This window comes from Sorangium sp. So ce887 (genome assembly GCF_051521455.1).
In the GTDB taxonomy this organism is placed as follows: Bacteria; Myxococcota_A; Polyangia; order Polyangiales; family Polyangiaceae; genus Sorangium.
The window spans coordinates 10,374,811-10,401,494 of sequence record NZ_CP150354.1 but is presented as its reverse complement, the minus strand read 5'-3'; the positions used below and the strand labels follow the sequence as shown (position 1 = coordinate 10,401,494).

Here is a 26,684-nt window from a genome sequence, read left to right as displayed (position 1 = left end):
GTCGCCCGCCGCCGGGGGAAAACGGTCATGCCGCTCCTCCCTCTCCTGCTCGGGATCATTGTCCTCGGGCCCCTCGGCGGTCTTCCGGCCGTCGCGTCGGATCACATCGACGGGCCGCGCTCCATGGGCGATCCGGCGGCGGACCTGAATGATCTGTACGCTTTTCAGAGCCCGGAGCGGACCGACCACACGGTGCTCATCGCCAACGTGTTCCCGTTCGCGGGCGACTCCGCGTTCTTCTCCGACGCCGTGAACTACATCATCGCGATGCGCCGCGTCCATGTCGCCGGATCGGGGAACCAAGCCCGCTTTCAGGCCGCCAAGGAGGAGCTGAAGTTCACCTGCAAGTTCGAACCGCTCGAAGCCTCAACGAGCGGCGGCAAACCGCGCCAAAGGGGGGCGTGCACGTTGCCTGGCGGGAGGACCTTGCCGCTGGTCGTCGGCGACGCGCGAGGCGCTGCCACGCCCGATGGCGCCTTCCGTATCTTCGCCGGGCTGCGGTCGGACCCCTTCTTTTCCGGCTGGGGGCACCCGCCCCGCAACGCGATACCGAAGGCCATCCCCAACGCCCTCCAGGACAACAACGTCCTGAGCATCGTCATCGAGCTCGACACGACCAAGGTGCTCGAGCCGCGCAAGGGGTCGCTGTTCGGGGTCATCGCAGAGACAACGCCCGGCGCCGCAGGGGGGGGGTTCACGAGCGACGTCCCGCGGATCGACCGGGTCGGACGGCCCGAGGTGACCAACCTCCACATGTTCGTCGATGGCGAGATCGACCTGCGGGACCTGTGGAATCAGGAGGATCCGTTCGCGGTCGACCCGAAGCGCCTGCCGCTCTACAGAGATCGCCTGCTCCTCTCCCTCGATCTCTGGGACAGGCGGGACGGCAAGGTCGATTGGACAGAGGCCGGGCGCAGGGCCCTGGTGAACGTGCTCCTGGACGATTTCCTCCTGATTGATGTGACCAAGCCGACCACCGACGACAGCCATCGAGAGATCGAGCACAGCACGCTCGAGGGGAAGAAGTACGCCACGGGCGGGGGCAGGACCCTCGACGCCAATATCATGAACATCTTCATCTCGTACGAGGTCAACCGTGGCAGAGGGCCGATGCTCCACGGCGGGGCCAAGGGCGCCACGCAGCCGGGGGGAAAGACGTTCCCCTACGTGCAGCCGCCCAACGTGACGCCGATCGAGATCTCCCGCGCAGTCAACCTGGCCGCCGGCAGCAAGGAAGTCTGGAAGGTGATCGGGCGTTTCGACGGGCTGATGGACTGGCACCCGATGGTCGTGCGGTTGGAGACGGTCGGGAGAGGGGTCGGCCAGCTGCGGAAGAGCTTCATGACGGACGGATCTGAAGTCGTCGAACGGCTAGAGGAGCTCGACGACGCCCGGCGGCTCATGCGGTACACGATGGTGAGCGGGTTGCCAGCCTCGGATTACACGGGGGTCATCCAGGTCAGGGACAAGGGCGCGGGTTGCACGGTGGAGTGGCGGGTGAGCTATCGGCTCAAGGGCGCGGGTACCCCGTTCATAGGCGCAATGGTCAATACCATCATCTCCAGGGGCCTCGAAGGCTTGAAGACGCGTTTCGGCGTGCTCCAATAAAGCCCTTTATCGTCTCCCGAGCTGAGCGAACCAGTCGGCCGGATCGACGGGGCCGTCCACAAGCTGCGCCGTGGCCAATCCGAAACTGTTCGATCGCGACGAGCACGACGCCGCTCGCTTTGTCGGAGTCGGGTAGCGCCCGAGCGCACCATCGGCATCAACAACGGCGCTTGGCAACACGGCTCAGCTCACCACGACAGCGCGGCCATCGGCGGTGTAAATCACCGCCTTTGCCGCGGCGAGCGCGGCCGCCGGCGGCGTGGGCTCGATCGACGGGCGATGAGCCGCCACCTCCTTCGTCGAGCTCGTCGAGCGCACGAACGGCCAGAAGAGCTGCTCAGCCCAGGGCTCGGCCGGTGCGTCGTCGGGCAGCCCGAAGCCCTCCTGCCGAGCGTGCGGGATCATGAGCGTGCCATGGATCACATCGAAGCAGATGAGGGCGACGCCATAGTTCTTCATGGCATTGCCGTAGCGGCCGATGCCGTGGTGGACATGGTGGGTGTCGGGCAGCGAGATGACGCGCTCGATCACCCACATGAAAGGACGTGTGAAGCGGTTGCGCTGAAGCGGCAGATCCCAGCGGAGATCGCAGTGCTCCATCAACACCATCAGAGTCCTGAAGGCCAATCCAGCCGCGTAGGCACCAGGCTGGCCGAGCCAGATGACGGCCGGGCCCAACCACGCGCCCGGCACCAGCACATGCCACAGCCAGTTTTGCCGGTAACCGACGCCGATATTCATGTTGCGCGGGACGTGGTGCGGTTTGTGGATACGCCACAGCCACGGCCATTCATGGCTCTTGCGGTGGAACCAGTATACCGCGTACTCGTCGACGAGCACGTAGATCGGGAAGGCGAGCCAGAAGCTCACGCCCGCGAGCGCCCCCTCGGAGCGCGGCCAGAGCGCCTTGAACGCCCAGAGCAACGCGGCGAAGGAGGCGCCGCGTACCAGCAGGAAGTTACCGAGACTCACGAGGCTCGCGCCCAGCTCCCGCATGGTGAGCACGCCGGGGCGCCGGTACAGGCCGAACGCGATCTCCAAGGCGGCGAAGATCGCGATGAGAGCGAGGGCGATCAGAGCATTTCCGAGCATGATGCCTCTCCTTCCGCGCGTCGCGTCCGGGCTCGTGCCCCCGCCGAGGTGGCGAGGGCGATCGAGCCACGGTCCAGGAACTTGTCGCAATGCAAGTGGTCCGGCGGGATCGTGCCGCGCAGCACGTCGAGCGCACCGTCGATCATCCCGGGCGGCCCGCACAGGTAGGCCGCGCGATCGGCGTGGGCCACGGCGACCTCACGGAGGTAGTCCGTGACGTGCCCCTTCCGCCCTGTCCAGCTCGAGCCTTCGGGCTCTCGCGAGAGCACGGGCACGAAGGCGAACCGCCCTCGCCATCGCGCCTCGATCGAGGCGATGGCGTCGAGCGCGTAGAGGTCCTGCCGGGTGCGCGCGCCGACGACCAGCGTCACGTCGCGAGCAAGCCCGTCCGAGATCCCTTGCTCGAGGATCGCGCTGATCGGCGAGAGGCCAGTGCCTCCTGCCACACACAGGAGCGACCGCCCGGCCTCGTGGTAGCGGAAGCCGCCGTGTGGCCCCGAGAAGCCGAGGCGCGAGCCCGTGCGATCGGCGGCGAAGAGCCAGTCGGTGAAGGCGCCGCCGGGGACGTGGCGGATATGAAAGAGCGCCCTTCGCGGCGAGGCCCGAGCCGGTGCCTGGGCGAACGAGTAGCAGCGCGGCTCGCCAAGCCCTGGGACGCCGGGCAATGTGAGCTGTGCATACTGCCCGGCCACGTAGCGGATCTCCGCGGCGAGGCCGACCTCGATCGCGAGGATGCCGGGCGCGAGCGGCGTCACGCGCGTGATGCTCGCGTCCGTCTGCACCGGCTGCACCGGCGCAGGCCCCGTCGAGTGCTCGCGGCCGATGCCCGGGACCTCGACCTCCACGTCCTCCGACTCGGCCAGGCTCTGGCAGGCGAGGACGAAGCCGGCGGAGAGCTCCTCGGGCGTGACGTGGCGAGAGATATCCTTTTTGAGGCGGACATGCCCCTTGGTGAGCCGGCACTTGCAAGTACCGCACTCGCCCACGTTGCACATCCGGGGGATCGGGATATTCGCGCGCGCGGCTGCGCTGAGCAGCGTCTCTCCGGGCTCGATGGTCGCCGCGCGCTCGCTGCCCAGGACATGAAGCGTTCCGCCTCGGCCGCGCTTTCGGCGGACAGATGAAAATCCGAACATGGTGTGTTCTCTTTCTGTGGATGGCCACCCAGGTCCGCGGCACCTGGCCGCGAGCTCGGGTCGCTCTTCGCTGGGCCGCCCCTTGCTGGTGCAGCCCTGAGCCCGCGGATTTCATGGGCGGCGACCCACGGAAAGCCCAATCAAGAAACGGTATGAGTCAGATAACCAGCGCGAATATTCCGCTGAATCCGGGGTCGCGCGCCTCCTCCTGAACCAGCCCGCCCGCCGAGGACAGGTCAGACGCGGCTGCAGAGATCGATGAGCGATCGCCGGAGCCACTGATGGGCCGGGTCGGCGTCCTGAGATACGTGCCACATGATGAACAGCGGGATCGGGTGGATGGGCAGGGGACAGCTCACCACCCGGACGGGGAAGTGCTGCTCGAACAGCCGTGCCAGGGGGAGCGGCAGCGTGCAGACGAGGTTCGACTGCGAGACGATGAACGGCATCGATAGATAATGGGGGACCTGCACCTGCACGCGCCGCGATAGCCCCACGACGGCCTGGGTATGCTCTGCCAGGTCGGTCTGGCCCTCGCGCGGCTCGAGGATGACGTGCTCGAGCGCCATGTACTCGTCGACGGTCAAAGAGGGCCCCACGGTCGGATGATCCTGGCGCACCAGCGGGACGAGCTCGATGTCGAGCACGCGCTCTCGCCGGAACCCCTCGCCCGGGATGACGACATGATCCAGGACGAGCTCGACCTTGCCGAGCCGCATTTCATTCTGCAGCAAGGCCCCAGGCTCGCGGCAGATATCGATCCGGACGTGAGCGCCGAGCTGCTCGAGCCACCGCAGAAACCGGGGCAAGAGAACGGCCTCTCCGAGGTCGCCGATCCCCAGCTTGAAGGTGTGGCTCGCCGTGTAGTCGAAGGCATCAGGCTGAGCGAGCGAGGCCTGGATCAGGTCGAGCGCCTTCCGGATCGGGCCGGCGAGCGAGAGCGCGCGCGGCGTCGGAGCCATCTCCTTGCCGCAACGCACGAAGAGATCGTCGTCGAGCAGGAGCCGCAGCCGGGCCAGCGCGCTGCTCACGGCTGGCTGGGTCATGCCGAGGCGCTCGGCTGCGCGCGTCACGTTGCGCTCGAGGATCATGACGTCGAGCACGGTCAGCAGGTTCAGGTCCACGGCGCGCAGGCGAGGAAGCGGCGGTGCGCTCATGCGGAGAGGGTAGCGCAGCCCCGCCACGTGCCGCCGTCGGCCCGCGGGGGCGAGCTCCTCCGCGCGCGCCGACGGCAATGGGTTCGTGCTGGAGGAGGAGCTCGCATTCCGGCATGCGCTCCTGCGCGAAGGTGCTTACGCGATGCTGACCGAAAACGACCGGACGCTCGGCCATCGGCTCGCGGGCGAGTGGCTCGGGGCGCGGGGCGAGCAGGACGCGCGGGCGCTCGCCGAACATTTCGAGAAGGGCGGAAATGGGCCGGCTGCGGGAAGGCATTATCTGCGGGTGACGCAGCAGGCGAGCTGGGGCGGTAGCGCGCTGGAAGCGGCCATGCTGGCGCGCCGGGGGCTCGCACTGAAGTTGCCGGACGAGCTGCGCATCAGGCTGCTTGGTGCGTTGTGTGAGCTGGCCATCTGGCAGCCTGATGTCGCGGCCTCCATGCAGCACGAGGCCGAGGAGCTGATGCAGGCCGCCCCGCATGGGAGTGCGCCCTGGACCCAGGGAGCAGCAGCCCGGATCACGGAGGCCGCCTCGGGGGGGAAGGCCGAGGAGCTCCTCGCCGTTGTGCGTGAGCTCAAGCAGGCGAATGCTGCGCCGGACGCATTATACCCGATGGTGGCCGCGCTGGCCTTGGGCACCTTCACTCTCGACATGACGGGGCGCTTTCCAGATGGGGATGTGTTGCACGCGGAGCTCGATGCAATCGCGCGAGCCCCTGAGAACCGGAGCGAGATCGTGAGGAGCTTCTGCCATTTGGTCATGGCAAGTCGGGAGCAGCGACGCGACGACCCTCTCATGATGCTGGAATACGCAAAGAAGGGCCAGGAGCTCGCCAGACAGTGTGGACACCGGCGCATGGAAAGCGTTGGGAGAATCTTCATGGCCCTGGCCATCTGGTCTCTTGGCGCCTCGGACGAGGTCGAACGAATGCTCCAGGCGTTGCCGATGGCGGATTCCGAGCTCGGGTTAATCTCGTCTCTCCGGCCTTTCGTCCTGGCCTGGCTGCATGCGGATAGCGGCGAGATGGGCGAGGCGCGGGTAATCGCGACGCACATTGTCACATCGGGGCGTGGCCGCGGCCTGCCGCTCGACGAGGCGCGTGGCCGCTGGGTCCTGGCGGAGGTGCTATGGCGTGCGGGCGCGTTCGAGGAGGCGGAACAGGAGATCGAAGGCGCCCTCCTCTTGCTGCGCAGAACGTGTCCCGCCGACGTGCCAGGCGCGCTCGCCACGAAGGCGGCGATGAAGCTCGCACAGGGCAAGCTGGTCGAGGCGCTCGCCGCGGCGGAGGACGGCCTCTCGCGCCAGGCGGCCATGAATGTGCACGACCCGTTCTTCCGTGGTGGCTCCTTCCTCCGCCTCGTCCACGCCGAGAGCCTGATAGCCACAGGGCGCCTCGACGAGGCCCGCACCGCCCTCGCCCGCGCCCGCGCCCGCGTACGCCTCCTGTCGATCGCCGTGAAGATCGCCGATCCCGCCTATCGAGCGAGCTTCTTCGAGAACGTCCCGGAGAATCGCCGGATACTCGCTCTCGCCCGCGAATGGCTCGGGGAGGGAGATGGCTGACGAAGCTTGCGATTCGCCTCGATCAGCCAGACGTCCGCCCGGCCCGCGTGGCTCTCTTCGTCACGGGGGTGGCTCAGGGGCCACGGAGATCGCCTGTGCGGCGAAGCTCCCAAGATAATCGGAGTGCATCCTCCGCAGCGGGCTCGCCGGATCGCGACGAAGGCGGGTGAGCCGAGGAAGCGCCGGCAGAGCGGCCGGCGCCAGAGAGCGCCACGCGCGAGGGCGAGCGCGCCGCCGGCGGTGAGCGCGTCGACCCCGGTGAGTTCAGACACCGGACGGCCGAGTGTGAGCGCGTGTGTCCAAGTGTGCGGATGAGCGTTGCGCCCGTCCAGGGATGACGTGTACCCTCATGGCATGAGCTTGCGAGTTCGCGTGGCCGTGCTGGCGATCTTTGCCGTCGTGGCCGGTGGTTCGTGCACGGCAATCCTCGGCATCCATGACGTCACCGAGGACCAGCAGCCGAGTGGCGGTGGCGGATCTGGCCACGGCGGTGGCGGGTCTGGCCACGGCGGTGGCGGACCTGGCCACGGCGGTGGTGGCGGTGGTGGTGGTGTCGGTACCGCGTGCGAGCCAGGCCAGCCCGTCGCCTGCTACGACGGCGCGCCCGCGACGAAGGACGTCGGGCAGTGCAAAAGTGGGTCGCGGCCCTGCGAGGATGCGGCGGCTCCGTGCGAGGCGCAAGTGCTCCCGGCGGCCGAGGACTGCGCAGCCAGGGGAGACGAGGACTGCGACGGCAGCGCCTGCGGCGATACCACCTGGGCCGAGGGCTTCGGGAACGCCGAGCATCAAGGCATCGTCGACATCGCCGCCGACGCCCAAGGGAACGTGTACCTCCTCGGGAATTTCGAGGGCACAATGACGTTCGGACAGACGACCCTCGTCCCCTCGGGCCAGGGAGATGCCTACCTGGCGAAGCTGTCCCCGGACGGAGCGCCGCTCTGGGCCAAGAGCTACATGGCCCAGCCGATCGTCGGGCTCGACGTCGCGCCCAGCGGCGATGTCGGCGTGAGTTTGTTCTCTCCCGGTGAAGGTCAATCCATCGAGGGCACGCCGGCGGATGGCTTCGTGGTCTTCACGCTTTCGCCGGAGGGGACGGCGCGGTGGGTGAATGCCTGCGGCGGGCGCGCCGGCTATGAGACGATCCGGCGCGGCGACGTGTCCTTCGCGCCAGACGGAAGCCTCCTCGCGCTTGAGGTGTTCTCGGGGCCTGGGTGTCTGGCCCAAGGCGAGACAGGCACTCTGGTCGGGAGCTTCGACGCAGCGGGAGCGCTGGGGTGGACCCGCCAGGTGGACGGCGATGCTTACGGCCGCGTCGGCGGTATCGCGGCGCTCGGCCCCTCGAGAGCGTTCCTGATGGCGCTGCTCAGGGACATACAGCCGCAGCGGCATGTCCTCGTGGAAGTAAAGGAGTCTTATGCCACGCTGACGCTCGCGTCCTTCAACGAATACGTGAGATGGCCCGTCGTTCCCGATGGGTTCGGCGGTGCGGTCGCCGCGGGCGACTTCTCGGGCACGCTCACGATCCGGGACCAAACCAGGACAGCCGTCGGGGAGCGCGATGCGTTCGTGGCCCGCTTTTCGGCCGAGGGCGTTCTCACCTGGCTCGCCACCTTCCCCGGTGTCCAGGTGACCGGGCTCGCCGTCGGCGGCAACGGCGTCTTCATGGCAGGGACGTTCAGCGATACAGCGCAGATCGGTGACGCCGAGCTCGTGAGCAAGGGGCTGACCGACGTTTGGCTCGCGCGCGTGAGCCTCGGGGCCGAGCCCACAGGGCTACCCGGCGGTGCGTTCGAGTGGGCGCGCAGCTACGGAGGCTTCGAGAGCGACGAAAACCCGAAGGTCGCCGCCAACCAGAACGCAGTGTACCTCGCCGCGGAGTTCGGCGCTCGCGCCGACTTCGGCGGCGAGGTCCTGAGCTCCAATGGCGGCTCAGATATCGCGGTCGTACGCATTGAGCCGTAGGAGCCGGTCAACCGCGCGCGCCGGCTCGATGCTATCGCCCTCCTCCCAATCGCGGCTCATTGCAAGTTGATATCCAAATGCATACACATCGAGGAGTTTTGGCATCGGCGTTCGTCATTTTCTGCAGCTATGCGTGCGGGGACGCTCCATCCGATCACCCCGCTGGTCAAGGCGGCGCCGGGGGTCTCGGCGGCCAAGGTGGCGCGGGCGGCGTGGGCGGCACGGGCGGGAGCAGCGGCGCAGGCGGCACGGGCGGGAGCGGCGGCACGGGCGGCACGGGCGAGAGCGGCGGCGCAGGCGGCACGGGCGAGAGCGGCGGCGCAGGCGGCACGGGCGGGAGCGGCGGCGCAGGCGGCACGGGCGGGAGCGGCGGCGCAGGCGGCACGGGCGGGAGCGGCGGCGCAGGCGGCACGGGCGGGAGCGGCGGCACGGGCGGCACGGGCGGGAGTGGCGGCGCAGGCGGCACGGGCGGCGCAGGCGGGGGGGCGCCTCAGGCTGCGGAGACGATCGATTTTGATGTCGTCAGATTTTATGCGACCGGCTCGAGCTATAGCGGCACCCCATTCGCGCTCGCGGACCTCAATGGCGACGGGCTGGTCGACGGCGCGCTGGCGCTACGCAGCGTGAATAAAGTCTCGGTGCTGCTCGCCGACGGCAAGGGTGGGTTTCTTCCTTGGACCGAGCACATCGTGAATGGTGCGCATGACGTCGCCGTGGGCGACGTGAACGGCGACATGAAACAGGATCTGGTCGTCACGCTCCTGAGCGCCGGCGGCGGCGTCCGCGTCCTGCTCGGCAACGGCGACGGCACGTTCCAGGCCCCGATCTCGAGCCCGGGAGCGGACTACGTCTCGCCCGTCCTCGCGGACGTGAACGGTGATGGGAAGCTCGACATCGTGGCGAGCAGCAATGGCAAGAACATCACGATCCTCGCGGGGGATGGCGCGGGCGCGTTCACGACGTCGAGCACGCTGACCGGGACCACGAATTGTCGCTTCATCACGCTGGCCGATCTCGATAGCGACGGCGTGCGCGACATCCTCGGTTATGACACGGAGATCTCCACACCGGTGGTCAGCGTGCGCTTCGGTCAGGCCGGTGGCGTGTTCGGCCTCGTGACGAAATACACGATCTCCGCGCAAGACGGCGTGCCGGTCGGCAGCGCGGCTGATCTGGCGGTAGGCGACCTCGACGCCGACGGCAACCCCGATATCGCTGTCGTCGATACGAAGGGAATGACCCTCTTGATGGGTAGCCCGTCGGGCGCGCTCTCGGCGACCAGGCGCGTCCCGGCCGGCCTCGCGCCGAGCGGCGTCGTCATCGGCGACTGGGATAGCGACGGAAACCAAGACATCGCGGCGGGAAGCGAGGACGACTCGATCCTCAGCGTTTTTCGAGGTGACGGGCTCGGGGGGCTCGAGTCGCGGGTGACGTATTTTACTGGAGACCGTGGCTCGCGCGTCCGGTCGGGAGATCTCGACGGGGACGGAAAAGCGGATCTCGTCATGTCGATGAACGGCCTCATGGTCGCGCGAGGTCGCGGAGATGGGACGTTCCACGCAGCTCCTGCGCTCCTCGGGGGCAAGGGCGCGAGAGGCGCGGCGCTCGGCGATTGGAATGAAGACGGCAAGGCCGACGTGGTCGTTGCGTATACCGGCGGCCAGTCGCTCTCGTTCTTTGTCGGAAAAGGGAGCGGCGCATTCGATATGTCCGTGTCCATGCCTGCCGGCGGCGCGGATCCGGAGCAGGTCATGGCGTGGGACGTGAACAGCGACGGGCAGCTCGATGTCGTGTTCGGCACCATCGCGGCGGGAAAGGTCGGTGTGCTCCTCGGTGACGGCGCAGGCTCGTTCGACCCCGTGGCGCTCCACGATGGCGGGAGGAGGATCGCGCTCGCCGACATGAATGGAGACGGCGCCGTCGATATCGCCGCGACCACCTTTGACAAGGTGCGAGTGCTCCTCAATGACAAGGCTGGCGGGTTCCTGCCGCCGATCGCGTACCCCGCGGGGACGAATATCCTGGATGTGACGGCTCGCGATTTCAATAGAGATGGGAAGACGGATCTGGCGACGGCGAACTACGACAGCGATGATATTCGGCTCCTCATCGGCAACGGAGACGGCACGTTCGAGGCGGCCACGAGCCTCCCGGTGGGCAACTCCGCGTGGACCGTCGCGCCCGCCGATTTCACGGGCGACGGCGTGCTCGATATGGCTTTCGCGACGGTGGGTAGTGCGAGCGTCATCGGCGTGCTACCCGGCGAGCGAGGGGGGATGTTCGCAGCGCCCATCACCATGCCGGTCTCCTTCCCCATCGAGACAGCGCTCACGACGGCGGATTTCGACTCGGATACGCAGCCCGATATTTTCCTTGCGCGCGGCGGAGGTGGGACGGTGGGTGTGTTTCGCGGCAAGGGCGACGGCACGTTCGACGCCGCGCTCGTGTACCAGAGCGTCTTCACCAAGGCGCTCGCGATCGGAGACGTGAACGCCGACCAGAGGCCGGATGTGCTCGTCGTCTCCACCCCAGTCCAGCAGGACGGGAGCGTGAACGTCTTCGTCAATATCTCTCGTTAGGGCCCTCTCAGGGCAGCGTGGTCGTCGTCGTCGCCGCGCACCCGCACGCACAGATGCGCCTCGGTTGGGTCATCCGGCCGCCCGCGCGTTTGAAGAACGCGCCCGGTGTGAGCCCGACGAGCTGACGGAAGTCGGCGATGAGGTGGGCTTGGTCGTAATAGCCCGCGTCGGCGGCGATGCGTGCCCAGTCGCACGAGGTCGCTGCCATTCGCACCGCGCGTTGCAGGCGGACGGTCCGAGCGAACTCCTTCGGGCCGATGCCGACGTTCTCGGTGAAAGCGCGGCGAAGATGCCGCGCCGTGACGCCGAGCCGGTCGGCAACACTCTCCACGCGGACCTCGCCCCCTTCGAGCAAGCAAACCGCACGACGAGCGAGCTGCCCCGATGCCGTCTCGAATGGCTGGCCAGCACGAGGGGCGAGCGCCCGGGCGACGCGGTCCACCACCTCCGCGCGGCTCCTCGCGGCGAGCAGCTCACCGCAGAGCTCGCGCCCCGCGCGGCCCCACACGTCCTCCAGCGGAACGATCCGGTCCGTGAGCTCGCTCGCCGCCACGCCGAGCAGCGGAACCGACCAGCCTGGCTTGAACCGAACCGTGACCGTCCGCGCGAAGCCGGTCTTACTCTTGAATATCGCGTGCGTTCGGGGGCCCGCGACCCACACGTCCCCCTCGCGCCCGCCCTCGAGCGCTCGAAAAAGGAGGATCGTCCTGCCGTCGGGAAGCCACTCGAGGTCGAGCGCCTGACCGGGAGGTGGCGCGACCGCACGGACGTCCTCGATGAAGCGCGGGAGCGCGAGGGTGGGGAGATCCATCGCTGCGGCCACGTTCATGATTCTTACGCCTTTCGTGCGGCCGTTCAAGTCGACGCGAGGGCCCGCATCGATCGGCTACCGCTCGCTGTCGAGAGCCTGCATGTGCTGGGCGGGGTAGCGCGTGCCGCCGATCGCGTCCGCTGGCACGATGCTCTCGAGCGCCGCGACGTCGCGCGCCGACAGCGGCTTGTCGAGGGCCACGAGGGCATCATCGAGCTGGGCTCGCGTGCGGGCCCCGACGACCGGCACCAGCGTGGGCTGCTTCGCCAGCACCCACGCGAGCGCGACCTGAGCCGGCGTCATCCCTCGCTCGCCGGCGAAGGCGTGGAGCTTCTCGACGACGCTCGCGTTCTTTGCCCCTTGCTCGCCTGCGAAGCGTGGCATGTACTGCCGGAAGTCCCCCTTTCCCGAAGGCTTGCTACCGGTGAGCAGCCCCCGCGAAAAGACCCCGTAGAGCGTCGCGCTCATCCCGAGCTCTGCGAGGGCAGGGAAGATGGACGCCTCGGGCCCGCGCGTCGCGATCGCGTACTCGATCTGCAGGTCCACGATCGGGTGCACCTTGCTCGCACGCCGGATCGTCTCGACCCCCACCTCGGATAGCCCGATATGCCGGACGAAGCCGGCCTTGATGAGGTCGGCGATGGCCCCGACGGTGTCCTCGATGGGCACCTGCGGGTCGAGACGCGCGGGGCGGTACACATCGATGACCTCCACGCCCAGCCGTTGCAGGCTGTACGCCGCGAAGTTCTTCACGGCCGCCGGGCGGGTGTCGATGCCCAGCATGGCGCCGTCCGGGCCGCGCATCGCGCCGAACTTCACCGAGAGCTGGACCTTGTCGCGCACCCCCTCGATCGCGCGCCGGAGGAGGAGCTCGTTGTGCCCGTTGCCGTAGAAATCTCCGGTGTCGATCAGGGTGATCCCTCGCTCGATGGCGTGGCGGATCGTCGCCACGCCCTCGGCGTCTTCGGCCAGGCCGTAGGCGCCGGACATCGCCATGCAGCCGAGGCCGACGGGAAAGACGCTGGGCCCGGTCTTGCCCAGCGGCGTCGATCGGACGGGGGAGCGGCTCATCGTGACGTCGAGGTGGGTCATGGAGTGTTCATGCGACGCGCCCGCCACCTCCGATTGGAAAAATCGGACATCTCGGCGATCCGGGCAGACGACGACCATCCAATGTCCGGTCCTTTCCAGGCGATGCTGCCGCTCCTGCGCGAGGCGCCGGCAGCCCGCATCGTCAACGTGTCGAGCGGCACTGGCTCGCTGACGATGAACGCGGACCCGACCTTCCCCTGGCGCTCGATGTTCAGCCCCGTCTACCCTGCGTCCAAGACGGCTCTCAACGCCATGACGCTCGCCATGGCGATCGAGCTGGAGTCGACAGGGATCAAGGTCAACGCCGCCTCCCCGGGCTTCACCAGGACGAACCTCAACAACCAGCCTAGGGGAACACCACGTCGACGTCTGTCTGCTCGGGGTAATTGAAGGTCACGGTCTTCACGATCCCAGCGCTGAGGTCGTAATCCTCGTCGTCGTCCTTGTTGTAGGCGCGCACCTCGACCGTGTAGGACCCCGGCGCGGCGTCCAGGTGCCGCTTGCAGCCTCTGAACGTGCATCCGTCGTCGTCGCTCTCCGCCGCAGGGCACTCCTTGGCTGCATCCAGATTGACGTCCTGAGACAAGATGCCATCCCACACGAACGTCGTCTCGGCCCCGGCCGGGATCGGCTCGAAGCCGAAACCATCGCAAATACCTGGGCATGCCTCGGAGCTGCCATCGCACATCACGTCGTACTCGCTGGGCAAGCTCCCACCGTCGGGGGAGGTCAGCGACCACGAGGTCGCGCCACACGTGCCGTCGAGCACCCCAAGACCCGTCGCGCCCGTGTTGCGGACATGAATCGTCACCGGCGTATTGTTACCGAGGGCGGTCGAGCGACAGAGCTCCGGCCCCCCGCTGGTGCCGCCGCCGCTGCTGCTGCTGCCGCCGGTGCCACCGCTGCCGCTGCCGCCGGCGCCGATACCGTTGACCTCCATCGGGTCGCAGCCGAAGAGGCAAAGCGAAAGCAAGGCTGAAACCGTGAAGCGGTGAGGATGAAAGCGCAGTTTCATGATCTTTTGTTCTCCTGAGCGACTATCTCGCGCCAACGCAGGGTAGTGGCGGCGATGCCCTCTCCAGAGCTCACGAAAGTGCGCCGCATCGATCGCGGAGGCGAGATCGCTCTCCAGCGCGCCCAGGCGCTAGAGCGACAAACGGGTTGAAACCCCGAAAAAAAGCAGGAATTTCACAGGGAGGCGAGGAGGCGGGGAGCGAGAGACGGCGAGAGGGAGAGATTTTTTTCTTCCTCCCCGCCTCCTCGCCTCCCTGTGAAAATTCTCCGGGTTTCAACATGATTGGTGTTCTAGAAGGTCGCGCTCAGCCCGATGGCGAATATCCCCGTCACGGCGCCGGCGCGCCCGGCCTCGACATGAAGGATGGTGACGACCGGCTCAGGAGCCCCGACGATCGCGTCGATCTCTGCCACGGCCTCGAGGCTCCTCGAGATCCGCACCCCGAGACCGGCGTTGGCCGTCAGCCCCACGGTGAGGGCAGTGTGGTGCTCGTTGTAAAAGGGAGCTCTCGCTTCGCCGTCGATCTTGAGCTGCTGGACGCCGGCGCCGAGCGCGAGCATCGGATGAATCCAGGCGCGCTCGAGGAAGGTATGGGCCAGATCGAGCGCCACCGCCGTCTGCCGGATCTTGACGTCGCCGGCCTCGGCGCTCACGACCGCAGGCACGATACCGGGGGCGAAGAGGACGCGGACCGTGAGAGCGGAGATCGGGGTGAACCCCGCTCGGAAGACCGGAGTGGGCGCGGCGCCGAAGCCGTTGGCGAGCACGCCAAAGCCGGCCGAGAGCATCGCACCGGCGGCGGGCGCAGGCGGAGAGCGCTGCGCGCGCGTGAACGGCGCCGCAGACGGCGGAGGTCGCGCCCGAGAGCGCTCGACGGGCGCCGCCGGAGGTCCGGCGCGCGCCGCCGAGGGCGCAGAGGGCGCCGTCAAAGGCGCGGACGGCGCCGTCAACGCCGCCGAGGGCGCGGCCAGAGGCGCGGCCGGCGCCGCCAGGGGTTGATCGACATCGAGCCACCGCGCCAGATCGCTCGACAGCGTCCGCTTCTGCGCCGCGCTCAGCTCCAGCAGGCTCGCGCGGAGGAGCTCGACGGAGCGGACCGCGAGATCGCTGGCCGCGCTCGAACGGCCCGACCCGCCGAGCTCGACGCGCCGGACCAGCGTCTTCTCCGTCACGTGATCCGCGATCCAGACGTCGGCGACCGCACCGCGCTCCCGTCCAGCTCCAGCACGGCGATGGTCGCGAACGGCTGGTCCTCGCCGCCAACGCGCCCCGCGGTGCCCTCGACCTGCGTGCGACCTTCCACGCCGGGCCTCCCGTCGGCCACGCGGACGGCGAAGCCGACCGCGCGCAGCTCGGCCGAGAGCCGGGTGATCGTCTCTTTCACGATCTCGCTCGGCCGCGGCGGACGCACGAGGACGACGAGCGTGCCCGCCTCGGCGCGCGCGCGCGCAGCGCCGGAGATCAGGAGCGCCGCGCCCAGCGCGACGGCGAGCCGACGCCCCCTCATCGCGCGGAGACGATCTCGGCGGCGACGGCGACGAACGCGCCTGTCGGATATCGCTTCAAGTACTCCTCCGCGACAGCGCGCGCCGCGTCCGGTCCCGCAAAGTCCCTCGTCGCCACGAGCTTTCTGCCGAGGGCCTCGGACGCCAGAGGCCCCGTCGGAGACTTTGTGAGATAACGATCGTACCACATGGCCGCTTCTCTGGGCGAGGCGCCCCCACCGGCGCTCGCCAGCGCCGGGAAGGGGAGCAGGCATGAGTCATGAATGTCTCGACGCAAAACGGCCCAAGATGGCTCACGTGTGCCTCGCGGCCGGGGAGCGGCCCCGCGGGCGACCCGATTCGGTGCGCTGCTCGATGAGGTCATATCGACCGGCGCTCGACCGATGATCTCTGCGAAGCAGAGGGGACTCGAGCCAGCAAGGCATCTGTCCCTCCGAGCGTGGCAGCGGCCGCGTGGGAGCTTGGGCTGGCATGTTTGTTGCCGAATCGCGCCGCACCTCAGGGAGGTGCAATGATCATGAGCCGAGAATTACATGCGCGCATCATGCAAGTTCTGGGAGCCGGCATGTTCGCAGGCCTGTCGTTGGCGGTCGGCTGCCAAAGCCATACCGATGGCGGCGCGGCAACAAGCACAGGGGGGACCGGCGGCGCGGGCGGCCACGGCGGCGCGGGCGGCCACGGCGGCGCGGGCGGCCACGGCGGCGCGGGCGGTCACGGCGGCGCGGGCGGCCACGGCGGCGCGGGCGGTCACGGCGGCGCGGGCGGCCACGGCGGCGCGGGCGGCCACGGCGGCGCGGATGGTCACGGCGGCGCCGGCGGCAGCCATGAGAAACGGTGCTTTTCTCCTGAAGAGGCTTGGGAGCAGGCCAGTGGCGGCAGCGAAAGCGGCGGGGCTGCCGGAATCGGTGGCAAGAATGGACACGCCGAGGCCTGTCCGAGCGAGTTCTGGGAGTACTGCATGCACTACGAGAATGGCCGGCTCGAGGACGGCCAGTGCTGCTACGACAACTTCAATACCGGTGCCGGCGGCTGCGGCCGCCCGTTCCTCGTCGGCGGCGAGCCGCGCCTGGCCGGCGTCGATGCGCGGGCCGACTGGGTGCTCGACGCCGCGGCGGACGAGCCGCTCGCGCTCGATCCCAGGACGCGCGCCGCCCTCGCGGAGGCGTGGCTCGCCGACGCGCGCCTCGAGCACGCGTCGATCGCGTCGTTCGCGCGCTTCACGCTCGATCTGCTCGCCCTCGGCGCGCCGCCCGACCTGATCGACGCCGCGCAGCGCGCCCTCGTCGACGAGCTCCAGCACGCGCGGGACTGCTTCACGCTCGCGAGCCGCTACGCCGGCCGGTCGCTCGGCCCGGGGACGCTCGCCACGGGCGGCGCGCTCGACGCGCCCACGCTCGCCAGCGCCGCGGCCAGCGCGGTGCGCGAGGGCTGCGTGGGCGAGACGCTCGCCGCCCTGCAGGCCGACGAGCAACGGCGCCGCGCGTGCGACCCCGAGGTCCGCCGCGCACTCGACCGGATCGCCGCCGACGAGGCCGCCCACGCCGAGCTCGCGTGGGCCTTCGTGCGCTGGGCCGTGGCGCGCGGCGGCGAACCGGTGCGCGCGGCCGTGGCGCGCGCGTTCGACGAGGCGCTCGCCGAGGTGCGGGCCGCGCGCGGCCCGGAGCGCGCCGGGGTCGACGCCGCCGCGTGGCGCGACCACGGTCGTCTCAGCGAGGCGGAGCGGGCGCGCTGCCATCTCGACGCCGTACGGGAGGTCATCGGGCCGTGCGCTCAGGCGCTCCTGTCCACACCGCCCACACCGCCCACACCGCCCACGCCGCCCACGCCGCCCACGCCGCGTCCGGCCTTCGCACCGCGCTCGGCATGATGAGCGCGAGCAGCCGTTCTCCCCCCGCGGGCTCGGCAATCCGAATGACCACGCGAATCGCTATCTGCGCGCCTGCGCGGCGTCGTCGCGGGCTCCTCGGCGCTCGGTCGTGAGCAGGGACCGGTCGCTCCACGCGCTCTCTTGCCCGCGCCGGCCGCCCTGCTCATCCTCGCGCCGATGATCAAGAAGAGGCCCGCCCCGCCGGCCCCACGCCCGCCGCACCCAGCCAAGGTCGCGCAGCCCTCTTCCCGCGCGCTCCCCCCTCACCCAGCCAAGGTCGCACAGCCCTTCTCCCGCCTGCTCCCCCCGCACCCAGCCAGGGTCGCGCAGCCCTTCTCCAGGGCGCGCGGGCCGCACCCCGCGGCGCGCGGCGGAAGCGTCGTCCAGCGAGCGCAGCAGGTGGGCACCTCGGTGCTGGAGGACACGCTGTGGATCCGCGAGAGCGACACGGACCACGAGATGACGCTCACGCTCAAGGAGGGCGCTCTCATGAAGTACGGCAAGGACGACGACTGCGGGAACGTCTTGCACAAGACGCACACCGGCAAGAAGTTCGAGCACCTCCACGTCAACTACGTCCTCCCGATCGAGGGCAAGGACGAGGGCAACGTCACGCGCTGGATCACGCTCGCGAAGATCAATGCCTATTGGGACAACCGGTATGCAGGCTACGAGCGCATCGCCGGAGCCGACATCCGGTACAACTGCATCGCCTACGCGCGAGGCTATACCGACGCGTGGATCGAGCCGAACATCGCGGACGCCCGTGGCGTGATCGCCACCGAGGACTACGAGCTCACGGCCGACTATACCAAGGCCAGCGTGGAGCAGGGAAACTTCCACGACATCCTGATCGTCGAGGCCGCGGAAGGAAAGATCCTGAAGACGCGCGAGAAGAACGCGCAGAGCGGCATCTACGCGAAGAACGAGGTCGAAGGCCGGAAGTGCGGCGGAGCCTACAAGCTGATGAAGCGCAAATGAGCTCGCCCGACTGGCACGTATCCACCTGCGTACACGCGTCGCCGTCATCGCAGCGCACGGAGGTCAGCTGCTGGGCTCGATGCGGGAGAGGATCCCTTCCAGCGCCTCGACCGCGCGCATCGGCAGCCGCACCGCGACCGCGGTCGAGATCGTGGTGGGCTCCGGGTTGATCTCGAGGGTCGGCACCCCCGACCGCGCGGCCTCCAGGACCGGCCCCGTGATGTACGGGAAGAGGCTCGATGTGCCGATCGAGACGACCACATCGAAGCCCCGCGCGAGCTCTCGCCGGAGGACCTCGACCTTCTCCAGGGGGAGCATCTCCCCGAAGAGGACGACATCGGGCCGGAGCACCGCGGCGCACTCCGGGCAGCGCGGGCACGGGGCGAGCGCCGCGTAGTCGTCGACGTGCGCCTCGTACGCGCAGCGCGTGCAGAGGACGTGGCGGATATCCCCATGGATGTCGATGACGTTCGTGGAGCCGGCGATCCGGTGAAACCCGTCGACGTTCTGGGTGAGCACCCAGCAGCGCTCGAGGCGGCGCTCGAGCCGGGCGAGCGCCGCGTGCGCGGCGTTGAACCGCGCGCCCCGGCACGCGCGCTCGATCTGGTGGATGTACTTCCACGTGACCTCGGGGCGCCGCTGGAACATCCCGCCCGAGAGCGCGTCCTCGATGGCGAGCCCCTCGTCGGTCGCCTTGTCGCCGTAGAGCCCTCCGATCCCGCGGTAGGTCGGGATGCCCGAGGCCGCGGACACGCCAGCTCCGGTGATGAAGAGGGCTGACCGGGCCGAGGCCAGGAGCGCGCTTGCTTGCTCGATCGACATCAGGCGCGCAGTCTACCCCGCGCCGGCCGTGATCACACGCTCTTGCCGTCGAATTTCATTGTCTTGAGAGAATCGATATCGACGTCGTCCAGACAGCGGACGTTGATCGCGCACATCTCTTTCCCGTCCGGCCCGGTTCCCCGTGCGAACGACTCGATGCCGCAGACCGAGCAGAACATGTGGTGAATGACCTTCTTGTTGAACTGGTAGTCGGTGAGGAAGTCTCCACCCTCCTTGAGCGTGAACTGGTCCGCCGGCGTGAAGGCCAGGACCACGCCCAGCTTCGAGCAGCGCGAGCAGTTGCACACGCCCACTGGAGCGCTCAGGTCCGCCCTTACGTCGTAGCGAACCTTTCCGCAGTGACAGCCACCTGTATAAGTCTTGAGCTCCGTCATGGGCGCATGGTGCCACAGGCGGCCGGTCGCGTGCCGCAAAAACACGAACCGCCGCGGCGGCCTGCGTGGGCGAGGAAGGTGCCCCCCGTGCTGCAGCGGCAGATCGCCGGCGCCGGGCTCCGGCCTCATGCATTGCCTTCTGTCGAAAAATTTTCTCGGTGTCCGGGCTGACCGAGCGACCCCGCCTCTCGGCGCGGGGCCGGTGTCTCGCCTACTGCTCCTCGTAGTTCCAGGTCAGCCCGCCATCGACGAAGTACGTCGAGCCCGTCACGTAATCGGCGTCCGCCGAGGCGAGGAACACGGCGAGCCCGGCCACGTCCTCCGGCTTTCCCAGGCGGCCGAGCGGGATCTGCCCGAGAAGCGCGCTCAGCTTGTCGCGGTCCTTGAGCAGGTCGGCGTTGATCTCCGTCGCGATCGCGCCCGGCGCGATCGCATTCACGGTGATCCCGGTGCCGCGCAGCTCCACCGCGAGCGTGCGCGTGAGCATGCGGACGCCGCCCTTGCTGGCGCAGTACGCCGCGAAGTTGGGGAAGGGCAGATCCTCGTGCACCGAGCTGATGTTGATGATCTTGCCGGGGCGCCCCGCCTCGCGCAGGTGACGGACCATCGCCTGGCTCCCGAAGAACACCGCTTTGAGGTTTGTGTTCACGACCTGATCGTAGTCCTCCTCGGTCACCTCCCAGAACGGCGCCCGCTTCTCCAGCCCCGCGTTGTTGACCAGCACGTCCAGCCGGCCGAAGCGCGCGACAACGTCCTGGATCAGCTGCTGCACGCTCTGGACGGAGGCGACGTCGACGGCGAACAGATGACCTCGCCGCCCGGCGGCCTCGACCTCTGCCCGGGCTTCCTCGGCGCCCTCCTTGCTCTTGTGGTACGTGAGCGCCACGTCGGCGCCCTCGCGGGCGAAGCGAACAGCGATGCTGCGGCCGATGCCCCGGCTGCTGCCGGTGACGAGCGCGATCTTGCCTTGCAATCTCATGGTGACCTCCTGTCTCCACGGGGTCATGCCCCGCGCCCCGCCGCGATGGCGCGCGAAGCGTGACTCTCCACTTCCCGCGATCCGCTCGCGCCCTTCAGCTCGCTGCTCCTCTCGGGCGTGGGCCTCTCGCCGACCCTGCCTTCCCTAGCATGTTCGTGTCGCTGGCCCCAGCCGCGGCTCAGCGGGCTCAGCGGGCTCAGCGCGAGCGGGCGGGCTGCCCAGGCGCTGCCGGGCTCATCGGGGCAGGTCTCCTCGGGGCAGGTGAGGAAGTGTGACAGGGCTTCATGTAGAGGTATTGTATACGGAGAGCCATGCAGGACAGCCACCACCCCGGGGCCGCCCGGCCCGGCGACGCGCCGTTCCTCGCCGGCGACGGTGAGATGGCGCAGCTCATGCGCGATCTCGACTGGTCGCTCACCCCGGTCGGCCCCGTGGACGGGTGGCCGCAGAGCCTGCGCACGGCGGTCAGCATCTGCCTCGCGTCACGGCACCCCATCGAGATCTGGTGGGGGCCCGAGCACGCTCGCTTCTACAACGACGCGTACCGCCCCATCCTCGGCGCGACGAAGCACCCGCAGTTCCTGGGCCGCCCGGGGCGCGAGTGCTGGAGCGAGATATGGGACGTCATCGGCCCGATGCTCGACGGGGTGCGCGCCACCGGGCAGGCGACGTGGTCCGAAGACTTCCAGTTGATCCTCTCGCGCAATGGCTATCAAGAAGAGACGTACTTCACGTTCTCCTATGCTCCTGTCCTGATCGAGGACGGCACCGTCGGAGGCATCTTCTGCGCTTGCGCCGAGACGACGGGGCGCGTCCTCAGCGAGCGCCGCCTCCGGGCGCTGCGCGCCCTCGGCGCCCAGTCCGCCGCGGCGGCGATGGTCTCGCCGGAGGAGACCATCGCCCGCTCGGTGAGCACGCTCGCCGAGAGCTCCGCGGACGTGCCGTTCGCGCTTGTGTACATGATCGAGCCGGGCGGGGCGGCGGCCCGCCTCGCGGCGGCCGAGGGGCTCTCTCCCGGCGGCCGGGCGAGCCCCGAGCGCCTCCCGCTCGCGGAGGACGGCGGCAGCTGGCCCCTCGCGGACGTCGCGCGGGGCCGCCGGTGCCTGCGCGTCGACACCCCCGCCGAGCGGTTCGGCGAGCTGCCCGGCGGCCGGTGGCCCGAGCCCTGCCGCGAGGCGGTCGTGCTGCCGCTCTCGCGGTCCGGGCAGGCCGCGCTCCAGGGCTTCCTCGTGGTCGGCGTCAGCCCGCGCCGTGCGCTCGACGCCGCCTACAGCGACTTCTTCGAGCTCGCGGCCGGCCACATCGCCACGACGATCTCCGGCGCCCGGGCCTACCAGGAAGAGCGCCTCCGCGCCGAGGAGCGGGCCGAGCTCCTCGCGCGCGAGAAGGCGGCGCTCGCCGAGGCCGAGCGGCACAGGTCGCGCCTCGAGACGCTGTTCATGCAGGCCCCGGCCGGCATCTGCGTCCTGCGCGGGCCCGAGCACGTCTTCGAGCTCGCGAACCCGCGGTACGTGAAGCTCATCGGCGAGCGCGACGTCCTGGGCAGGCGCCTCCGCGACGCGCTGCCCGAGGCGGAGCCGGCGGTCGTCCCGCTGCTCGACCGCGTGTACGCCACGGGCGAGCCGCTCTTCGGCGACGAGTTCCCCGTGATGCTCGCGCGCGGCGGCGACATCGAGGAGTGCTTCTTCAACTTCATCTACCAGCCCATCTACGACGCTCTCGCCCGGGTCGAGGGCGTCGCCGTGCTCGCCTTCGAGGTGACCGACCAGGTGCGCGCGCGGCGGCGCGCCGAGCAGCTCGCCCACGCGCTCGCGATCACGAACCAGGATCTCGACCAGTTCGCCTACGTCGCCTCCCACGATCTCAAGGCGCCCCTCCGGGGCATCGCGAGCCTGTCGGAGTGGATCGAGGAGGGGCTCGCCGACAAGATGAACGACGAGGCGCGCCAGCAGATGCGCATGCTCCGCGGCCGCGTGCACCGCCTCGAGGCGCTCATCGAGGGCATCCTCAGCTACTCGCGCGCGGGGCGCATCCGCGACAAGCTCTCGCCCGTCGACGTGGGCGCGCTCATCGCCGATTGCATCGAGCTCCACGCGCCGCCTCCCCAGACGCGCATCGTCGTCGGCGACGGCATGCCGACGCTCCTCGCCGAGCGCGTGCCCGTGCAGCAGGTGTTCATGCACCTGATCGGCAATGCGCTGAAGCACGCGCGCCGCGCCGACGCCGTCATCGAGATCGCGTGCGCCGACGTGGGGGAATTTTACGATTTCACGGTAAAGGACAACGGTCCCGGGATCCCGCCGCAGTTCCAGGAGCGCATCTGGGGCATCTTCCAGACGCTGGAGGCGCGCGACAAGCTCGAGGGCACCGGGATCGGCCTGTCGGTGGTGAAGAAGATCGTCGAGACGCGCGGCGGTCACGTGGCGCTCGAGTCGACGCCGTACGCCGGCGCGACCTTCCACGTCTTCTGGCCGAAGCGCCAGAAGAGGGCCTCGTGATCGGCGCCGCGGGGCGCCTCGCTCAGCCGTTGAGGAACCGCTCTCCGGGCGCGGCCTTGCGCGGCTCGGAGACGCTCGCGCAGGCGAACGTGTAGCTCGAGTCGAGCGCTTCTTGGCCTGCGACGACGAGCTCGAGCCGGAACGTGTCGCCCTCGAACGCGGGGAGCACGAAGGAGAGCGTGGGCCCCTTCTCGTTGCGTCGCGGCGCGAGGTCGGGGAAGCGCCAGCTGACGAGCACCACGGAGCGGCCCGCGCAGACGATGCGGGCCTCGACGGTGCCTGACGCGACGCCCTCCGGAGCGTCGTTGAGGACGAACAGATCGGCGCGGAACTCCTCCCCGCTCTTCCACCCGAACTTCGGCGCCCGGGCGCTGGCGAGCGCGGGCCTGCACGCCGCCTTCACCGCGTGGTACGCGGGCTTCGGCCGGTGCGGCCAGCTGATGAGGTTGTTGTTCGCGGCCGACGGCCACGGCTCGTTGTAACACCAGTTCAGCGCCATCGAGCACACCGGCTTCTGCCGGCGCGCCTCCTCGAAGATGAACTTGTATCCTTCGCACTGGAGGAGCTGCCCTCTCTCCACGAGCTCCTCCAGCGTCCGCACGGGGCCGAAGTAGTGCTCCAGGGTGGCCTGGCAAAGCCAGCTCCCGGGGTCCATGCTCCAGGCGGCGAACGCGTGGTGCGCTTCCCAGGCGGTGCCCTTCCGCGGCGGGAAGAGCTCGGCCTCGGGGATGAACGTCTTCAGGTACTCCACGTCCGACGGCCCCGGGCACCCGAACTCCGAGTAGGCCGTGTTGCTCGCCGTGGCGAAGATCTGGTGAGGCTCCCGGCCGTGCTCGTCGCGGAACCGGTAGTCCCCGTGCCCCATGCCGTCGATCGGCGCGGTCGGGATGAACGGCGTGTCGCGGTCGAGCTCGTAGGTCAGCTTGTTGAGGAGGCGCAGCGGGAGCGACTGGTCGGTCATGCCGGACCAGACGTTGAAGAGCTCGTTCCCCCCGCACCAGAGCGCGAGCGACGGGTGCTGCCGGACGCGCCGGATGGTGCTCTCTGCCTCCTGCTGCAGCACGCGCAGGTAGCTCGGCTCGCCCTCGTACAGGTTGCAGGCGAGGTGAAACTCCGTCCAGACCATGAGGCCGAGCTGGTCGCAGAGCTCGTAGAACACTTCCTTGTTGATGATCGCGCCGCCCCAGGTGCGCAGCAGGTTGAAGTGGGCGTTGCGCGCCAGCTCGAGCAGCGGGCGGTACACGCCCTCATCGATGATCCCGGGGAAGATCTCGGGGCAGACCCAGTTCGACCCGCGCGCGAAGATCGTCCGGCCGTTCACCTCGAGCGTCACCGGCGGCCGGCTCCGGCTCTTCGGGAACCGCGCCGGCTCGTCCCAGGCGCCCTCGTGCATCACGAGCCGCACCCGGCGAAAGCCCACCTTGCGCGTGTGGACGACGGCGCCGCCGAGGCGCACCTCGAGCGTGTACAGCTCCGGCTTGCCCTCGCCGTTCGGCCACCAGAGCCGGACGCCCGGGAGCCGCGCCTCGGGCCGCTCGCTCGACACCACCTCGTTCCCCTCCGGGTCGAGGAGCCGATACGAGGCGCCGGCCGCGCCCGCGCCGGTGTCGCTCGTCTCGATCCGCACGTCGAGATCGGCCGTGGTGAGATCGTCCGACAGGCGGTAACGGAAATCCACCGAGCGGAAGTGGCGCGCCGGGCGCACCTGAATGCCTGTCTCCTGCCAGATCCCGCACGGGATCAGCCGCGGGTGCCAGTCCCAGCCGTAGCTCACGGGCGGCTTGTTCGAGAGGCGCGCCTGCGACCGGTCCTCCGGAGACGGCGTGGCCTTGGGCGCGGGGAAGATCACGATGGAGAGCTCATCCCCCGTCTTCGCGCGACCGGTGAGATCGATCTCGAACGGCGTGAACATGCCTTCCTGGTCGTGGCAGAGCTCGCCGTTGAGGAACACCCGAAAGCGGTAGTCGACGCCGCCGCAAAAGAAAACCACGCGCTCGCCCGCCCCGGTCCGCGGCATCTCGAGCCGCGCGCGATAGACCCAGTATACGTCCTCGGCGAAGCGAAACTGCCGGAAGTTGTCCCCGACGGTGTAGTCGGGGAGCCCCTTGGCCCTGGCCCAGTCGAGCTGCACCGCTCCCGGGACCTTCGCGGGGACGAGCTCCGCGGGAGGGACGGAGGGATCCCTGGTGAATCCGACCTCCCACGTCAGCGGGACGAGCGGGTACGAGGCGGCGACGTGCTCCGAAGCGAAGCGTGAGGTGCTGGGCATGGGAATGGCCCCGTTCATAGCGCCCCGCCGCGCCGTCTGGAAGATGAAGATCGGCAAACGCTCAACGGTAAACCGCGCAGGGGGCGCCGCACGCGGTCACGCGGGGACCGCGCGCCTCGAGCCGGCGCCGCCCCAGACTCAGTGTTTGCCGAGGCGCTTGACCTCTTGCCCCGCGAGCAGCGCGTGCGCCTCCGCCAGCGCCTCGGGGATGCGGTGCCGCTGCGGCGCGCTCGCGAGGGCCTGCGCGAGGTCGAGCTCCCGCGCGCGCTCGGCGCGGTTGCCGGGGAACCAGTGGTCGCCGCTGCCGAGGAGGTTGTACCGCATCTTGCCGTAGGCGGTCATGTCGAACGCCCTGGCGTAATTGTACAGCCGCAGGATCTCGCGGATGTTCACCTGTCCGGGGACGGCCTCCCACTCGGGCAGGCCGACGTGCCATGTGTCGAGCCACGCGCGGCCGAGCACCCGCTCGAGCTCCTCGTCGAGCCGGCGCAGGATCGGCTCCAGCGCGGCCTGCGCGGCGCCCTCGCGCTCCAGCAGCGGCAGGACCTTCATGTGCTCGTCGAAGTCGGACGGGCGCGCCGCCCCGATGCTGATCGTGTGGACCTCGGGGCGGGCGAGGCAGAACAGGTCGTTGAACACGATCGGCGAGAGCGGGGCGCAGAGCTGCACGAGCTTGTCGCTCGGCTCGTACAGCCTCCCTCCCTTGTCGGTGGGGCTGATGATGAAGACCCCCATGTCGCGCTCGGCGGCAGCCTGAATGGCCGGCCAGGCGATCTGATTCACGTAATACCAGTGCAGGTTCATGTAGTCGCAGCGGCCGTCCTGCACCATGGCCAGGATCACGGGCAGCGCCGCGTGCGTCGAGAACCCCACCGCGCGCACGCGCCCCTGCCTCTTCAGCTCGAGCGCGGCGTCGAGGCAGCCCCCTTTGCGCAGCGACCACGAGAGGCGCGTCTCGTCGTTCACGCCGTGGAGCGAGAGCAGGTCGACGTGATCGAGGCGGAGGAGCTTCATCGATCGCTCGAACCTCTCTATGAGCTCCTTCGGATCTGCCTCGGGGATGACCTTCGTCTGGACGATGATCCGCTCGCGCGGCAGCTCCGGCAGGATCTGCCCGAGCTGCTCCTCGCTCGTGCCGTATCCCCGCGCGGTCTCGATGTGGTGGATGCCGAGCTCGAGCGCCCGCGCGATGCACGCCTCGACGTTGCGCTGGCTCTCCGGCGAGATCCGGTCCTTGTCGTTCCAGGAGTGCTGGTACCGCATCCCTCCGCAGGAGAGGACGGGCATCTCGATCTCGGTGCGACCGAAGCGGCGGTAGAGCATGCGTGTCACCTCAGGCTCCGGACGGAGAC

The 26,684-nt window shown here is 69.2% G+C and carries 20 protein-coding genes and 1 pseudogene; 8 read left to right on the top strand and 13 right to left on the bottom strand.

Annotation, left to right across the window (positions count from 1 at the left end; genetic code table 11):
* Nucleotides 1-27: 27 nt before the first annotated feature.
* Entirely contained in the window at nt 28-1,608 is a 1,581-nt protein-coding gene (locus WMF36_RS38930) for a DUF4331 family protein (protein WP_437575889.1), read from the top strand.
* Between the two features lie 183 nt (nt 1,609-1,791).
* On the opposite strand, the gene WMF36_RS38925 is transcribed toward WMF36_RS38930, so the two are convergent.
* From WMF36_RS38925 to WMF36_RS38915, 3 genes are all read right to left on the bottom strand, one after another.
* On the bottom strand, nt 1,792-2,700 hold the full coding sequence (locus WMF36_RS38925) for a sterol desaturase family protein (protein WP_437575888.1): 909 nt from the start codon (nt 2,698-2,700) through the stop codon (nt 1,792-1,794).
* Nucleotides 2,682-3,836 (bottom strand): 2Fe-2S iron-sulfur cluster-binding protein, encoded by a 1,155-nt coding sequence (locus WMF36_RS38920; RefSeq protein ID WP_437575887.1) that lies wholly within the window; start codon nt 3,834-3,836, stop codon nt 2,682-2,684. Before WMF36_RS38920 ends, WMF36_RS38925 begins: the two co-directional genes overlap by 19 nt.
* Nucleotides 3,837-4,072: 236 nt before the next feature.
* Nucleotides 4,073-4,993 (bottom strand): LysR family transcriptional regulator, encoded by a 921-nt coding sequence (locus WMF36_RS38915; RefSeq protein ID WP_437575886.1) that lies wholly within the window; start codon nt 4,991-4,993, stop codon nt 4,073-4,075.
* 85 nt (nt 4,994-5,078) lie between these two features.
* Here WMF36_RS38915 and WMF36_RS38910 point away from each other — a divergent pair, with 85 nt between their 5' ends.
* The 3 genes from WMF36_RS38910 (at nt 5,079) to WMF36_RS38900 (ending at nt 11,098) form a co-directional block, all read left to right on the top strand.
* The gene (locus WMF36_RS38910) at nt 5,079-6,557 is read left to right on the top strand and encodes a hypothetical protein (RefSeq protein WP_437575885.1); all 1,479 of its coding nucleotides are present in this window, start codon (nt 5,079-5,081) and stop codon (nt 6,555-6,557) included.
* A 354-nt stretch (nt 6,558-6,911) separates the two neighbouring features.
* Nucleotides 6,912-8,519, top strand: coding sequence for a hypothetical protein (locus WMF36_RS38905; protein WP_437575884.1), 1,608 nt, complete (start codon nt 6,912-6,914; stop codon nt 8,517-8,519).
* Nucleotides 8,520-8,596: 77 nt separating this feature from the next.
* Nucleotides 8,597-11,098, top strand: a complete 2,502-nt coding sequence (locus WMF36_RS38900; RefSeq protein ID WP_437575883.1) for an FG-GAP repeat domain-containing protein — start codon at nt 8,597-8,599, stop codon at nt 11,096-11,098.
* 7 nt (nt 11,099-11,105) lie between these two features.
* Here WMF36_RS38900 and WMF36_RS38895 read toward each other — a convergent pair whose 3' ends face one another.
* Entirely contained in the window at nt 11,106-11,927 is an 822-nt protein-coding gene (locus WMF36_RS38895) for a helix-turn-helix domain-containing protein (RefSeq protein ID WP_437575882.1), read from the bottom strand.
* Between the two features lie 57 nt (nt 11,928-11,984).
* On the bottom strand, nt 11,985-13,001 hold the full coding sequence (locus WMF36_RS38890) for an aldo/keto reductase (protein WP_437575881.1): 1,017 nt from the start codon (nt 12,999-13,001) through the stop codon (nt 11,985-11,987).
* Nucleotides 13,002-13,094: 93 nt separating this feature from the next.
* Here WMF36_RS38890 and WMF36_RS38885 point away from each other — a divergent pair.
* Nucleotides 13,095-13,343: pseudogene (locus WMF36_RS38885) on the top strand (SDR family NAD(P)-dependent oxidoreductase); the annotation flags it as partial.
* Nucleotides 13,344-13,347: 4 nt separating this feature from the next.
* On the opposite strand, the gene WMF36_RS38880 reads toward WMF36_RS38885, so the two are convergent.
* From WMF36_RS38880 to WMF36_RS38870, 3 genes are all read right to left on the bottom strand, one after another.
* Complete coding sequence (locus tag WMF36_RS38880) at nt 13,348-14,016, bottom strand: hypothetical protein (protein WP_437575880.1); 669 nt, start codon at nt 14,014-14,016, stop codon at nt 13,348-13,350.
* Nucleotides 14,017-14,306: 290 nt separating this feature from the next.
* Entirely contained in the window at nt 14,307-15,188 is an 882-nt protein-coding gene (locus WMF36_RS38875; protein WP_437575879.1) for a hypothetical protein, read from the bottom strand.
* Complete coding sequence (locus tag WMF36_RS38870) at nt 15,185-15,523, bottom strand: hypothetical protein (protein ID WP_437575878.1); 339 nt, start codon at nt 15,521-15,523, stop codon at nt 15,185-15,187. The genes WMF36_RS38875 and WMF36_RS38870 overlap by 4 nt, the downstream gene beginning before the upstream one ends.
* Nucleotides 15,524-16,032: 509 nt before the next feature.
* On the opposite strand from WMF36_RS38870, the gene WMF36_RS38865 reads away from it, so the two are divergent.
* Both WMF36_RS38865 and WMF36_RS38860 read left to right on the top strand, forming a co-directional pair.
* Nucleotides 16,033-17,388, top strand: a complete 1,356-nt coding sequence (locus WMF36_RS38865) for a ferritin-like domain-containing protein (protein WP_437575877.1) — start codon at nt 16,033-16,035, stop codon at nt 17,386-17,388.
* Between the two features lie 177 nt (nt 17,389-17,565).
* A complete protein-coding gene (locus WMF36_RS38860) occupies nt 17,566-18,369 on the top strand; it encodes a DUF7689 domain-containing protein (protein WP_437575876.1) in 804 nt (267 codons plus the stop codon).
* 63 nt (nt 18,370-18,432) lie between these two features.
* Here the strand turns inward: WMF36_RS38860 and WMF36_RS38855 are convergent, their stop codons facing one another.
* The 3 genes from WMF36_RS38855 to WMF36_RS38845 all read right to left on the bottom strand — a co-directional run bounded on the left by WMF36_RS38855 (nt 18,433) and on the right by WMF36_RS38845 (nt 20,565).
* Entirely contained in the window at nt 18,433-19,191 is a 759-nt protein-coding gene (locus WMF36_RS38855) for an NAD-dependent deacylase (RefSeq protein ID WP_437575875.1), read from the bottom strand.
* A gap of 32 nt (nt 19,192-19,223) precedes the next feature.
* Nucleotides 19,224-19,586, bottom strand: coding sequence for a GFA family protein (locus WMF36_RS38850; protein WP_437575874.1), 363 nt, complete (start codon nt 19,584-19,586; stop codon nt 19,224-19,226).
* A gap of 211 nt (nt 19,587-19,797) precedes the next feature.
* Entirely contained in the window at nt 19,798-20,565 is a 768-nt protein-coding gene (locus WMF36_RS38845) for an SDR family NAD(P)-dependent oxidoreductase (protein WP_437575873.1), read from the bottom strand.
* Nucleotides 20,566-20,876: 311 nt separating this feature from the next.
* Here WMF36_RS38845 and WMF36_RS38840 point away from each other — a divergent pair, with 311 nt between their 5' ends.
* Nucleotides 20,877-23,063: a sensor histidine kinase gene (locus WMF36_RS38840; protein WP_437575872.1), complete on the top strand. Its 2,187-nt coding sequence runs from the start codon at nt 20,877-20,879 to the stop codon at nt 23,061-23,063.
* Nucleotides 23,064-23,085: 22 nt separating this feature from the next.
* On the opposite strand, the gene WMF36_RS38835 is transcribed toward WMF36_RS38840, so the two are convergent.
* Nucleotides 23,086-25,332 (bottom strand): glycoside hydrolase family 2 protein, encoded by a 2,247-nt coding sequence (locus WMF36_RS38835; protein WP_437575871.1) that lies wholly within the window; start codon nt 25,330-25,332, stop codon nt 23,086-23,088.
* A 138-nt stretch (nt 25,333-25,470) separates the two neighbouring features.
* Nucleotides 25,471-26,655, bottom strand: coding sequence for an aldo/keto reductase (locus tag WMF36_RS38830; protein WP_437575870.1), 1,185 nt, complete (start codon nt 26,653-26,655; stop codon nt 25,471-25,473).
* Nucleotides 26,656-26,684: the final 29 nt, after the last annotated feature.

Excerpts from the sequence above, each read along its gene's own strand:
- WMF36_RS38905 (WP_437575884.1), top strand. The coding sequence starts at position 6,912 with ATGAGCTTGCGAGTTCGCGTGGCCGTGCTGGCGATCTTTGCCGTCGTG.
- WMF36_RS38925 (WP_437575888.1), bottom strand. The coding sequence starts at position 2,700 with ATGCTCGGAAATGCTCTGATCGCCCTCGCTCTCATCGCGATCTTCGCC.
- WMF36_RS38855 (WP_437575875.1), bottom strand. The coding sequence starts at position 19,191 with ATGTCGATCGAGCAAGCAAGCGCGCTCCTGGCCTCGGCCCGGTCAGCC.
- WMF36_RS38890 (WP_437575881.1), bottom strand. The coding sequence starts at position 13,001 with ATGACCCACCTCGACGTCACGATGAGCCGCTCCCCCGTCCGATCGACG.
- WMF36_RS38840 (WP_437575872.1), top strand. The coding sequence starts at position 20,877 with ATGCAGGACAGCCACCACCCCGGGGCCGCCCGGCCCGGCGACGCGCCG.
- WMF36_RS38895 (WP_437575882.1), bottom strand. The coding sequence starts at position 11,927 with ATGAACGTGGCCGCAGCGATGGATCTCCCCACCCTCGCGCTCCCGCGC.
- WMF36_RS38860 (WP_437575876.1), top strand. The coding sequence starts at position 17,566 with ATGATCAAGAAGAGGCCCGCCCCGCCGGCCCCACGCCCGCCGCACCCA.
- WMF36_RS38900 (WP_437575883.1), top strand. The coding sequence starts at position 8,597 with ATGCATACACATCGAGGAGTTTTGGCATCGGCGTTCGTCATTTTCTGC.
- WMF36_RS38850 (WP_437575874.1), bottom strand. The coding sequence starts at position 19,586 with ATGACGGAGCTCAAGACTTATACAGGTGGCTGTCACTGCGGAAAGGTT.
- WMF36_RS38845 (WP_437575873.1), bottom strand. The coding sequence starts at position 20,565 with ATGAGATTGCAAGGCAAGATCGCGCTCGTCACCGGCAGCAGCCGGGGC.
- WMF36_RS38835 (WP_437575871.1), bottom strand. The coding sequence starts at position 25,332 with ATGCCCAGCACCTCACGCTTCGCTTCGGAGCACGTCGCCGCCTCGTAC.
- WMF36_RS38870 (WP_437575878.1), bottom strand. The coding sequence starts at position 15,523 with ATGAGGGGGCGTCGGCTCGCCGTCGCGCTGGGCGCGGCGCTCCTGATC.
- WMF36_RS38830 (WP_437575870.1), bottom strand. The coding sequence starts at position 26,655 with ATGCTCTACCGCCGCTTCGGTCGCACCGAGATCGAGATGCCCGTCCTC.
- WMF36_RS38920 (WP_437575887.1), bottom strand. The coding sequence starts at position 3,836 with ATGTTCGGATTTTCATCTGTCCGCCGAAAGCGCGGCCGAGGCGGAACG.
- WMF36_RS38880 (WP_437575880.1), bottom strand. The coding sequence starts at position 14,016 with ATGAAACTGCGCTTTCATCCTCACCGCTTCACGGTTTCAGCCTTGCTT.
- WMF36_RS38865 (WP_437575877.1), top strand. The coding sequence starts at position 16,033 with ATGATCATGAGCCGAGAATTACATGCGCGCATCATGCAAGTTCTGGGA.
- WMF36_RS38930 (WP_437575889.1), top strand. The coding sequence starts at position 28 with ATGCCGCTCCTCCCTCTCCTGCTCGGGATCATTGTCCTCGGGCCCCTC.
- WMF36_RS38915 (WP_437575886.1), bottom strand. The coding sequence starts at position 4,993 with ATGAGCGCACCGCCGCTTCCTCGCCTGCGCGCCGTGGACCTGAACCTG.